Annotated in this window: 8 protein-coding genes and 1 pseudogene; all 9 read right to left on the bottom strand. The window is 73.1% G+C overall.

Annotation, left to right across the window (positions count from 1 at the left end):
- Positions 1-13: 13 nt before the first annotated feature.
- Positions 14-832 carry a metal ABC transporter solute-binding protein, Zn/Mn family gene (locus BIV24_RS21705; RefSeq protein ID WP_071368065.1) on the bottom strand — a complete coding sequence of 273 codons (819 nt, stop codon included), beginning with the start codon at positions 830-832 and terminating at the stop codon, positions 14-16.
- Positions 790-1,659 (bottom strand): metal ABC transporter permease, encoded by an 870-nt coding sequence (locus BIV24_RS21700; protein WP_071368064.1) that lies wholly within the window; start codon positions 1,657-1,659, stop codon positions 790-792. Before BIV24_RS21700 ends, BIV24_RS21705 begins: the two co-directional genes overlap by 43 nt.
- Positions 1,656-2,291, bottom strand: a complete 636-nt coding sequence (locus tag BIV24_RS21695; protein ID WP_071368063.1) for an ATP-binding cassette domain-containing protein — start codon at positions 2,289-2,291, stop codon at positions 1,656-1,658. The genes BIV24_RS21700 and BIV24_RS21695 overlap by 4 nt, the downstream gene beginning before the upstream one ends.
- 169 nt (positions 2,292-2,460) lie before the next feature.
- Positions 2,461-2,556: pseudogene (locus BIV24_RS35580) on the bottom strand (copper chaperone PCu(A)C); the annotation flags it as partial.
- A gap of 58 nt (positions 2,557-2,614) precedes the next feature.
- Complete coding sequence (locus BIV24_RS21690) at positions 2,615-4,345, bottom strand: Ig-like domain repeat protein (RefSeq protein ID WP_245766888.1); 1,731 nt, start codon at positions 4,343-4,345, stop codon at positions 2,615-2,617.
- Positions 4,346-4,611: 266 nt separating this feature from the next.
- The gene (locus BIV24_RS21685; RefSeq protein WP_071368288.1) at positions 4,612-6,708 is read right to left on the bottom strand and encodes an SWIM zinc finger family protein; all 2,097 of its coding nucleotides are present in this window, start codon (positions 6,706-6,708) and stop codon (positions 4,612-4,614) included.
- Positions 6,709-6,782: 74 nt separating this feature from the next.
- Positions 6,783-9,644 carry a DEAD/DEAH box helicase gene (locus tag BIV24_RS21680; RefSeq protein WP_079168433.1) on the bottom strand — a complete coding sequence of 954 codons (2,862 nt, stop codon included), beginning with the start codon at positions 9,642-9,644 and terminating at the stop codon, positions 6,783-6,785.
- 106 nt (positions 9,645-9,750) lie between these two features.
- Complete coding sequence (locus BIV24_RS21675; RefSeq protein ID WP_245766887.1) at positions 9,751-10,260, bottom strand: sugar kinase; 510 nt, start codon at positions 10,258-10,260, stop codon at positions 9,751-9,753.
- 65 nt (positions 10,261-10,325) lie between these two features.
- Positions 10,326-11,471 (bottom strand): ROK family glucokinase, encoded by a 1,146-nt coding sequence (locus tag BIV24_RS21670; RefSeq protein ID WP_071368286.1) that lies wholly within the window; start codon positions 11,469-11,471, stop codon positions 10,326-10,328.
- Between the last annotated feature and the right edge of the window lie 93 nt (positions 11,472-11,564).

Below are 11,564 nucleotides of genomic sequence, written 5' to 3'. Positions count from 1 at the left end.
CCACCCCTGCGGCTCAGGACGAGGCCATCGCCTTCTCCACCGCCGTCGCCGCGTTCTTGTACACGGCCAGCAGGTCCAGGTCCTCGGCCGGGTAGTTGACGATCTCCACCTGGCGGGCACCGGAGTCGGGAAGCACCTTGCCGGTCGTCATATGGACGTTGTCCAGGACCAGTTGCGGCCTCTTCTTCGAGAGGTCGGACAGCTGCTTGGCCGTCACCGCCTCAGGGCCGTACGCACCGACCAGGTTCGCGCCCGCCATCTTCGCCGACCACGTCGAGAACACCTGGGCGACGGCGGTCGGCGCCTTGCCCTGCGGCCAGGCGGCCTTGAGGTCCTTCTGCAACGTGGCGTACTCGGTGTCGAAGGACGTGATCCACTTGGCGGCAGCCTCTTCGGTGCCGAACATCTTGCCCAGACGGGTCACCTCGGCCTTGGCCTTGTCGGCGTCGTTGTCGAGGTTGACCTCGACCAGCTTGGCGTTCGACCCGGCCGCCTCCTTGAACTTCGCGGCGTAGGGCTCGAAGGGCGCGTACAGCACGAAGTCGGCGCCCGCCACGGCCGCCAGGTCGGACGGCTTCGGGTCGTAGTCGGGAGCGTGCTGCACCGACTCCGGCACGATGACCTTGACGTCCTTCGCTCCTGCGGCCTTGGCGAAGGCGCCCTCCCAGCTCGTGGTGGCGACGACGACCGGGGCGTCCTCGTTCTTGCCCCCGGGCTTCGCCTCGGACGAGGAGGACGACGGGGTGTTCTCGCTGCCGCAGCCAGTGACCGTGAGCGCGGTGCCGAGGGTCAGCGCGAGGACGGAAGTGATGTGGACGCGGATGCGCGCCATGAGCTGATTCTCCGTTCGGGTACGAGGTGCACGGCGAGGACGACCACGCCGGCGGTGAGGACGAGGACGGGTCCGGGCGGCCAGTCGAAGCTGAGCGCGATGAGGAACCCGGTCAGGTTCACGACGACGCCGGTGCCGATCGCCCAGAGGATGATGGAGGACAGGGAACGGCCCAACCGCCGTGCGGCGAGGGCGGGCAGAAGAGTGAGCGCGTCGACGAGCAGGGCGCCGGTGAGCTTGATGGCCCCGGCGACCGACACCGCGACCAGGACCAGCAGCAGGAGGGTGAGCCGCTCGACACGTACGCCCGAGGACAGGGCGAGCTCACGGTCGTAGAGAAGAAGCGCGATGTCCCTCCTGCGCCACCAGAACAGGCCCGGCACGGCGACGGCCAGGCCGGCCAGCAGCCAGAGGTCCGCGGTGCCGACCGAGAGGATGGACCCCCACAGCAGCGCGAAGGCTCCCGCCGCGTTGACACCCGAGACGGCGAGCACGAGCAGCGCGCCCGCGATCGCCAGGCTCATCAGCAGGCCCATCGCGCCGGACAGTCCGTCCGGGGTGCGGGCCAGGGGCGCGACCCCGGCCCCGGCGAGTGCGCACGCCACCAGCGCGCACAGCATCGGGTCGAGTCCGGTCAGCAGAGCGACCGCGATGCCCAGCAGCGCCACGTGCATCATCGCGAACCGCACCGGCATGATGTCGAGACCGACGATGACGACCCCGATCACAGGCAGCCCGACGGCCGCTACCAACAGGGCGACGCCCGCCCGTTGGACGGGCACGAGTTGCAGCAGCTGGCCGACGTCGGCCGCGGCCAGCGTGCTCACCGGACCTCCCGCAGCCGGCCCGCGGCCATCTCCAGCACCCGGTCGCAGCGGTCGGCCAGGGCTCGGTCGTGCGTGACGACCACGACGGTCACCGGCAGGGACAGCAGCACGTCGGCCGCCTCCTCCTGGCCGGAGAAGTCGAGCGCGGCGGTGGGCTCGTCGGCGAGCAGCACCCCTGCGCCCGCGGCGACGCAACCCACGGCCCGCGCCAGGTACATGCGCTGGAGCTGACCTCCGGACAGCGTGTGCAGCGGCCGGTCGGCGAGAGACCCGACGCCGAGCTTGTCCGCCGCCTCGACCGCTTCGGCGGCAGATGCGCTGCTCGCCAGCAGCTCCCGGCCCAACAGCGGAAACCGGCCGGTCGCCGGCTTCTGCGGGATCCACGCGCACGCCCTGCGCCGCCACGCCCACTCGGCCGCGCTCCCGGTGTCCCGCCCACCGACCAGGATCCGGCCGGAGAACTGCCGGTGCAGGCCGAGAACGGCACGCAGCAGCGTCGTCTTGCCCGACCCGTTGGTGCCGGTCAGCGCCACCCGCTGCCCCACCGCGATGTCGAGGCACACCTCGCGTACCGCCTCGACCCGGCCGTGCCGGCACACGACGCCGGACATCCGGACGTCCAACCCCTTCATGCCACCTCCCTGCTTCGTCACCAGAGCAGTCGGATGGAGAGGCCGGTGAGTTCCCCGGGGATCTGCCGGGGTTCGCCCTCGTGGCGCGAGCACGCTCACCGTCGGGCCCGCCTGCCCGTACAAGGCGGGTGGGCGGGGCCGGGCCACACGCCTGGACAGCCCCGATCGCTCACACCCCGTCCTGGCCGGGGCGGACCACCACGGCGAGGGCCTCGACGCGTCCCGCATGTTCGAAGTGCAGGGTGAAGGGCACCAGATCGCCTGCGCCGCCGTCGGGAGTCCCGCACCCGGTGCCTGGAGGACCGGGTGCGGGACCGGAGGGATCAGCGCTTGACGTTGACCGTCGCCGACGCGGTCGACGCCGTGTGCAGGTCGTCGCCGGGCCAGCTGACGGTGTAGGTCACGTCACGCTTGGCGCGCGGAATGTCGTCGATGGTGAAGGTGCCGTCCGCGGCGACGGTCACCGACGACAGTGTGCCGGTGCCGAGCTGGTCGGTCCGTACGACCTTCAGCACCGCCCGGTCCGGCAGCGCCTTGCCCTGCGCGGTGAACGTGCCGGTGATGGTGACGCCCCCGCTGAGCGATGCCTCCGCCGGCGCGGTGAGCGCGATCGAGGTGGGCGCCTTGGCGACGGTGACGGTGTGGGTGAGGTCCTCGGCCGGACGGTGGGTCAGGTCGCCGAGGAAGGACACCCGGTACGTGGCGTCGCCGACGACGTCCGGCTCGTCGAGGATCGTGAAGGTGCCGTCCGCCTTGACGGTGGCGGTGCCCACGTCGTGGGTGCCGGTCGCGTCCACGCGGGTCGCCTTGACCTTCAACGGCGTGCTGGGCGCGGGACCGTCGAACTCCAGCTTGCCGCGCACGGACAGCGGCTCGCCGGCGACCGCCTGTGCGGGGCTGTGGGTGAGGCCGCCGGTGAAGCGGACGTCGTACTGGACGGCCGGGGGCTGGATGATGTGCAGCCAGAACTGGCTGCCGACCGCGTTGGTGGTGACCGCGAACAGCCGGGAGCCGTCGGCCGACCACTCCATGCCGCGCGGCGCGACCCGGTCGCCGTCGAGGCTGCCCTCGAAGACGAACTCCAGCGGCGCCGTCGAGTCTGTGGGGTCGGCGGGCTGGAGCAGCAGGTCGGGAGTGGAGCCGGTGGCCGCCGCGCCGCGTGCGAGGTACTTTCCGTCGCCGCTGAAGGCGACCGAGCTGGCGGTGGCGCCGGCCGGGAGCGCCGGGTAGGCGTTCGCCGCGTCGGAGAGGTCGTCGGTGTTGAGCAGCCGGGTGCCGTAGGCGGCGTCGGCGACGGCGACCTTGCTGCCGTCGGCGGAGAACGCCATGTCCTTCAGGTCGAGCGCGCCGTTGCCCGCGCTGTCGGCGAAGCGGCGGGCGGCGTTTCGTACGAGAGAGCCGTTGCTGGTGTCGTACACCGTGAGGAAGGGGTTGGCCGCCTTGTTGTTGCGCGGCTGGCCCATGAGCATCCGATCACCGGGGCCGGACTCGAGCGTGAGCTTGCCGTAGTCGTTCCAACCGGTGCGGCTGTACGAGCCGTTGATTGCAACGTCCAGATAGGACTGGGCGGTGGAGCACTCGTCCACGTAGCGCGAGTTGGGCGTGGTGAAGTACAACTGGCCGCCTGAAAAGGCGAGTTCTCGGCCACAATCATCAGTGGCGGCGTAGCCGAGCATGGCCGGTTCGAAGGTGGTGGTGTCGTACGTCTGGATCTGCGCGCGCAGACCGGCGTAGAGCTTGGTGCTGTCGGCGCTGAGAGCCAGGCCCGAGACATAGTAGGGAGTCTGGATGGTGGTCAGGCGCTCGCCGCGGAAGTCGTAGACGGCGATGACACCCTTGTTGGTGTAGTAGTCGGTAGCTCTGTCCGCGACGAACACGCGCTGGTGCACGGAGTCGACGGCGATCGCCGAGTACGACGAGAACGGCAGCTTGACCACCGAGTCGGAGGCCGCCGCGTGGGCCGCGGGCGCCACGGCGACGGTCAGGCCGGCTCCGGCGAGGGTGGCGGCGAGCATCGTGGCCGCCAGGCGTCCGGGACGGTGTGCAGTGTTCAACTGTGCCCCCCACAGGCTGTGTTGGGTGCCCACTGAGGCCAATGAGGCACCTGTGAAGCCTATGAAACAACTGTGAAGAGGGCCTGATCAAGGAGGCGTGGGCGAGGACTTGCGCCGGGCGTGCCGAAAGCCTTGAATGCTCCGATACGGGAGGGAGCCCGCGCCTGCCGTAACCGCGACGCCGCCACCGTCCTTCTGCCCGGAGCCCGTTGCGGCGCGGGGTACCGGGCCCCGCCGTCAGGTGGCGTTGCCCCGTGCGGCCGCGCTCATCCCTCTCCCGGCGCTCCCAGACCGGTCAGGGCGCCGACCGGGTCCAGGTCCGGGATGCCGCGGGGCCACCACTCCTCGCGGCCCGGTTCCGACTCGTACGCGTACCACAGGCCGTCGTGGCCGAGACGGAGCTGGGTGTGGCCGGCCGGGTGTGTGAGGCGGTTGCGCCAGGGGCGGAACGCGGGGAGGTCCGCGGCGAGGAGGAGGGGGCGGGCGCGGTCGAAGCGGCCCGCCGGCGGGTCCCAGGGCTCTTCGAGCACGGCGAGTCCCGCCCGTCCGCCCTGTCGCCACGCGGCGACCGCGCGCGCCAGGTCGGCCGATGTCCGCCCGGTGGCGGCGGCCAGCGAGGAGTAGAGCGCCCGGGTGGCCGCGGTGAGGCCCGAACCGGGGCGGGCCGCGGCGAGCCGTACCGCGTCCTGCCAGAGCGTCAGCTCCGCGACCGGATCGCGCCCGGTGGTCAGCAGGGCGTGGGCGCGGGCTGCCGCGTCCGTGGCGAGCTGGTCCAGCGCGAGCGGGTCCGGGCCGTCCGAAGTCCCCGGGTAGACCGGCGGCTGCTCGGGGTGCGCGGGGGGCGGCAGCGGGTCCGGGAGCGCCGGCAGCGCACGCCGGGCCACGGCGTCACGGGCGCGGACGCCGACGACGGGTGCGGGTTCCTGCTCCCGCGCGGCGCGGGCCGCACGGGCCGCGTTGCGCCTGGACAACGCGTCGAGCAACTCGCGCTCGCCTCGGCCGCGCAGCAGGAGGAGGACGAAGGGGTCCTGGTCGAGCAGCCGGGCGGTCTGGTAGCAGACGGCGGCGGCGTGCTTGCAGGGGTGGCCGAAGTCGGGGCAGCTGCAGTGCGGTTCGAGGTCGTCCGAGCCCGGGAGCAGCCGGCCCCCGCACTCGGCGAGGGACCGCGGTACCTCCTTGTCCAGCAGCGCGGCGATGTGGCCGGGCCGCTCGGCGGCTGCGTCCAGGAAGCGCTCCCACTCCTCGTCGGAGAACGTCCGCAACCGCAGCTGGACGCGGTACGGGCGCGGACGGCTCCCGTGCACGTATGCGAGCACGAGCCCTGGGGTGACGGTGATGGAGTCGACGTTCCCCTGGCCCGCGTAGGCCCGCCCCCGGGCCAGCCGGGCGGTGTCGAGGGCCCCTTCCTCCAGCGCCGCGACCCAGGCGTTGCCCCACCATGTCTCGGCGAACCGGTCCGCCCGGTCCGCCGGTGGCGCGGGGATCGCGGCGAAGGTGCGCCGCAACTCGCCGTCGCGGCTGGGGGCCGCCATCGACCACGGGTTGCGGGCGGCCAGGAGCCCGCCCGGCGAGGTTCCAGCGGGTCTCGGGGGCAGGTCTTCTCCCTCCTGCCCGGGCGACACGGACAAGCTCGCCACTTCGCGCGGGGGCAGCGGGGGCTGCGGGGGCGTCTGCGCTCGCTCGCCGTCGTCCCCCATGGGGGGTTCGGCCCCGCCCTGATGCGCCATCGGTTCCGGCAACTCGAAGGCGTCGGCGAGGAGTTCACGCATGTCCCGGATCCGGCCGCCGCGCGTACTCGTCCGGGTGCCCCGGCGGGTGAGAGCGCCGGTCGGCCTCGGGCCGGACGGCCCCGGGGTGCCGGATGCCGCTCGGGAGCCCGACGGGCGCCGCGCTGCTCCTCCCCCGGCCGCGGCCTCGGGCCGCTCCCGGTCCGCTTCTTCCCTCGCGGCCCGCAACGCCTCACGCGCGACGTCGCCGGGGCGCGCGGCCGGGGTGGTCTTCCGGGCGGCCTCGCCAGGACGTGCGGCCGGGACGGTCTCCCGGGCGGTGTCCAGGACCCCAGGGGTCTCCCGCACGACGGCGGGGTGTTCATGCCCGGTCTCCTGCGGAGCCGCAGCGCCCTCCCCGGTCCGCCCGCCGCCGCGGCGTTCCGCGTTCGCCCGTCGCAACGCCGCGCGCGCCGCGTCCCCCGGCCTGACCTTCTGCTGCACGCCTGTTCCGGGCACGGTGACCGCCGAGTCCGCGGCGGAGGGCTCTGCGGCCCGGACGTCACCGTCGGCACTCTCCCGCTCCCGCGCCGCCCGCAGCGCACGACGCGCCACGTCGGCGGGGCGTGCCACGTCAGCCGCACGTACCGCATCCACCGCGCGTGCCGGAACCGTCCCGCCCTCGGGGTGCGGCTCCCCGCCCGTCCCGGGCCGCTCCTCCCCCGCGCCGTTCACGCCGTCCTCCTCAGCGACACCAGGTCCGACAGCTCGCGGTCGGTCAGTTCGGTCAGGGCCGACTCGCCGGAGCCCAGGATCGCGTCCGCCAGTGCCCGCTTGGACTCCAGCATCTCGGCGATGCGGTCCTCGACCGTGCCCTCGGTGATCAGTCGGTGGACCTGGACCGGCTGGGTCTGGCCGATGCGGTACGCGCGATCCGTGGCCTGCTCCTCCACCGCCGGGTTCCACCAGCGGTCGAAATGGATGACATGACCCGCGCGGGTGAGATTGAGGCCCGTGCCCGCCGCCTTGAGGGAGAGGACCAGGACCGGGGTCTCCCCGCTCTGGAAACGGTCCACCATCCGCTCGCGTTCAGGCACCGGCGTACCCCCGTGCAGCAGCTCGGCCGGTACCGCGCGGGAGGCCAGGTGCGTGCTGATGAGCCGGGCCATGCCGACATACTGCGTGAACACCAGCGCCGAGCCGTCCTCCGCCAGCAGGGTGTCCAACAGCTCGTCCAGCAGGGCGAGTTTGCCGGACCGGGCGGTGAGCGCCGCGGCCGTTCGCGGGTCCTCCTTCAGATACAGGGCCGGGTGGTCGCAGATCTGCTTGAGCGAGCCGAGGAGCCCCAGGACCAGGCCTCGGCGGGCGATGCCCTGCGCCGTCTCGATCTCCAGCAGGGACTCCCGCACGACCGCCTCGTAGAGCGCGGCCTGTTCACGGGTGAGCGGCACGGGGTGGTCGGTCTCGGTCTTGGGTGGAAGCTCGGGGACGATGCCCGGGTCGGACTTCTTGCGGCGCAGCAGGAACGGGCGGACCAGGCGGGCGAGCCGCTCGACCGCCTCCTCGTCCTCGCCGTTCTCCACCGCGCGCGCGTGCCGGGCACGGAAGGACTTCAGGGGGCCGAGCAGTCCCGGGGTCGTCCAGTCCAGCAGCGCCCACAGTTCGGAGAGGTTGTTCTCCACGGGCGTCCCGGTGAGGGCGACGCGCGCGGGCGACGGGATCGTGCGCAGTGCCTTCGCCGTGGCCGAGTAGGGGTTCTTGACGTGCTGTGCCTCGTCCGCGACGACCATGCCCCAGGTCTGGTCGGCGAGCCTTGGCGCCGCCGACCGCATCGTCCCGTAGGTGGTGAGCACGAAACCGCCGTCCAGGTCGTCCAGGGTGCGGTCCGGGCCGTGGAAGCGGCGGACCGGGACGGAGGGGGCGAACCGGGTGATCTCCCGCTGCCAGTTGCCCAGCAGCGACGCCGGGCAGACCACCAGGGTCGGCTCGCGGCGCGCCCGGCGCAGATGCAGGGCGATGACGGTGACCGTCTTACCGAGGCCCATGTCGTCGGCGAGGCAGCCGCCGAGGCCGAGGGAGGTCATCAGGTCCAGCCAGGCCAGGCCTCGCAACTGGTAGTCCCGGAGCCGGGCGGCGAGGCCCTCGGGCGGCGCCACCGGGCCGACGCCCGAGGTCAGCCGGTCCCGGAGGGCGGCCAGCGCGCCGACCGGCACCGCCTCCACCGTCGCGCCGTCCACCTCGGCGCGGCCGGTGAGCGCCACGGACAGCGCGTCGACCGGGTCGAGCAGGCCCAGTTCGCGCTTGCGGGCCTTGCGGACGAGCGCCGGGTCGACCAGCACCCATCGGTCGCGCAGTCGGACGACCGGGCGGTGAGCCTCGGCGAGTGTGTCCATCTCGGCCTCGGTGAGCGGGTCGCCGCCGAGCGCCAGCTGCCAGCGGAACTGGAGCAGGTCCTTGCTCTCGAAGAAGCCCGTGCCGTCGGTCGCAGAGCCGGGCGCGGGCCGTACGACCGCCGCCGCGGTCAGATCCTGCGCCAGGTCCCTGGGCCAGTGCACCGCGACCCCGGCAGCGCCCAGCCTGCTCGCCGCGACGCCCAGCAGATCGCCCAGCTCCTCCTCGGACAGCGCCAGTACGTCGGGCGCCTCCTGTGCGGAGAGCCGCTCCAGTGGGGGCCAGACGCGGGCCGCGCGGCGGACGGCGAGGGCCGCGTCCACCCGCGCGCGGGGGCCGAACGCGGCGTCCGCCTCACCGGCCCACAACACCGCCGCGTCGACGACGAGTGTCGGGTCGGCGAGGCTGTGCACCTGCACGACGGCCGCGCCGGCGCGGCGGGCGCCCTCGCCGTCGTCGAACAGCTGGTACGCGGACAGGTCCAGGCGCAACGAGATCCGTACGCCCGTGTCCATGCCCGCGGCCACCTCGGCGGCCCAGTCGTGCGCCCGGGGAAGGCGCTGCGGCTCGTGCGCCGCGAACGGCCTGCCCGCGGTGTGGGCGGCGGCCGGGGTGCGCGGCAGGGTGTCCGCGACCGCGTCCAGGAAGGACCGTACGAGGGACTCCGGCTCGGGCAGCCTGAGGGGTCCCTTGCCGGCGAGCGGGACGGCATGGCCCTCGTACGGGAGCGCGGCGGCGATCGCCCTGAGGTGGGCGATGTCGTCCGGCTCCAGTGGTCCGGCCCGCCAGGCGTCGTATCCCTGGGGGGTGAGCCCGGGCAGCAGCCGCCCGCGCGCGACGAGTCGCAGGGCGTGCAGCGCGGCGGCGCCCCAGCAGGCGGTGGCGGGGTGGGCGGCGGGGTCGCGCCGGGCCCGGGCGAGCAGGGGCAGGGCATCGGCGATGGACAGCGAGACGGCGGGGACGGTGCCCCTGCGCACGCCGGCTCCATGGCTGCGTACGACCGTCAGTTCCTGCGCGCCGTCCGTGTCCTGCGTGCCGTTCGACGGCAGTGCTCCGCCCTCCGGGTCCCAGAAGGCGACCCGGCCCTGGCGGGGCAGCGGCGCGGGCACAAAGACGGCGGCCAGCCTCCCCCAAGCTCTCGACTGCGTTCGAGCAGGGGGCGCCCCCATGGGCACGACCGCCTCGGCCACCTGCTCCCCCATACGTCCGGTCACCTCCCGCCGTCGCATCGCATCAGATGTCTTCGACTGTACGGGCGGGGTCTGACAATCGGCTCCGGCGAGCGGCCGGGAGCGCGACGGGCGGTGGTCAGGGAATCGTCCGCGACACCACGTAGACCGTCGGGCGGTCGGGGACGGCCCGGTCCACCATGACGTCCAGGGTGGGCGCCGGGTTCTTCTGCGCGTGGGTCAGGCCGTACCAGGGGCCGTCTCCCGTGAACGTCCAGCCGACGACTTCCTGGTCGCGCGTGCTGATGGCGGTGTCGTTCTCCTTCAGCTCGCTCGTGCTCGTCCTGATGTGGCCGAGGAACTCCTCGAGTCCGGCGTCGGTGGTACTGAACTGCGCGTACAGCCTGCTGGTCTTCCAGTTGTTCGTCTCGTAGTACGCGACGCCGGTGGCATCCTCGGGGATCTTCACCTGGTACAGACTGCCCAGCACGCTGGAGGGCCAGCCCGCGGTGAGGCCGGTCGCCGAGTACCTCGCCTCCTTGACCTTGCCGCTGTCGCGGCTCTGGTTGGCGGAGATCACCAGGTAGCCGGCGGGGACGCCGATGAGCAGCACGATGATCAGCAGCGTCAGCGCCCTTCGGCGGATCATGTGCCCTCGGGCCTCCGGGGGCCGTGAGGGCTCGCCCGGCGGTGACGACTGATGCGGCACCGAGGTCACAGTGACCCCTTGATGGTGCGGCGGGTCTGCTCGTACCGCTCGTAGCGCTCGTACCGCTCCACGCGGCGTCGGTTGGCGCGCCGGAAGCGGCGGGCGACGAGCCGGGCCAGGTCGGCGGCGCCGACCATGCCGGCCTCGGGGCCGAGCTGGGCGCGCGCGATGCGGGCTTCGGGGCGATAGCCGCGGCCGGTCAGATGGCGCCGGAAGGCGTCCCGGGCCGGGCCGATGAGCAGGTCGTCGGCCGCGCTGACCCCGCCGCCGATCACGAAGCAGGACGGGTCCAGGGCGGCGGCGAGGTTGGCGATGCCGACGCCGAGCCACTGGCCGATGTCCTGCAGCAGCTCGATGCACATCGCGTCGCCCTCGCGGGCCAGGTCGGTGATCATCGGGCCGGTGATGTCGGAGATGTTGCCCTTGACGTGCTCGATGATCCCGTACGCCACCGGGGATTCGGCGGCGGCCAGCTCCTTGGCCTCACGGACCAGGGCGTTGCCCGAGCTGTACTGCTCCCAGCAGCCGCGGTTGCCGCACGGGCAGCGGTGGCCGCCGGGCACGACCTGCATATGGCCGAACTCGCCCGCGACGCCGAACTTGCCGCGCTTGACCTGACCGTCCTCCAGGATGGCACCGCCGATGCCCGTACCGAGAGTGATCATGACGAGATGGTCTTCGCCGCGGCCCGCGCCGAAGCGCCACTCGGCCCAGGCGGCGGCGTTGGCGTCGTTGTCCACCAGGACGGGGACGGCGAGCCGTCCGGCCAGGCGGTCGCGCAGGGGCTCGTTGCGCCAGGACAGATGCGGAGCGAACAGGACACGGCTGCGGTCCGCGTCCACCCAGCCGGCCGCACCGATACCGACGGCGTGCACATCGTGCCGGTCGGAGAGGTCCAGGACCAGCTCGACGATGGTGTCCTCGACGACCTTGGGGCTCTTGGACTTGTCGGGCGTCTCGGTGCGGAGCTTCTCCAGGATGTTGCCGTCGGCGTCGACGACGCCCGCCATCACCTTCGTGCCGCCGATGTCGATGCCGACCGTGGGGACACGCGGCGCCGACAGGTGAGAACGGCGCTCGCGTGTGCCGACGGTCCGCAGGACGGTGGCCCTGGCGGAGCCGCGGTGGGTGAAGTCGCGGTAGGTGCTCATCGGACCGATTCTGTCACGCTGCCACCGGGCGGCACCGTGGAGCCGCCTGACGCACAGCGACCAGCGGACGCGGTGTGCCGTCCACAGGTCCGC

Source organism: Streptomyces colonosanans, from assembly GCF_001866645.1.
In the GTDB taxonomy this organism is placed as follows: domain Bacteria; phylum Actinomycetota; class Actinomycetes; order Streptomycetales; family Streptomycetaceae; genus Streptomyces; species Streptomyces colonosanans.
The sequence above is the reverse complement of the archived record's forward strand: the minus strand, read 5'-3'. Positions and strand labels throughout refer to the sequence as shown.

Coding starts and splice junctions, on each gene's coding strand:
- BIV24_RS21705 (WP_071368065.1), bottom strand. CDS start 832: ATGGCGCGCATCCGCGTCCACATCACTTCCGTCCTCGCGCTGACCCTC.
- BIV24_RS21695 (WP_071368063.1), bottom strand. CDS start 2,291: ATGAAGGGGTTGGACGTCCGGATGTCCGGCGTCGTGTGCCGGCACGGC.
- BIV24_RS21680 (WP_079168433.1), bottom strand. CDS start 9,644: ATGGGGGAGCAGGTGGCCGAGGCGGTCGTGCCCATGGGGGCGCCCCCT.
- BIV24_RS21675 (WP_245766887.1), bottom strand. CDS start 10,260: ATGATCCGCCGAAGGGCGCTGACGCTGCTGATCATCGTGCTGCTCATC.
- BIV24_RS21670 (WP_071368286.1), bottom strand. CDS start 11,471: ATGAGCACCTACCGCGACTTCACCCACCGCGGCTCCGCCAGGGCCACC.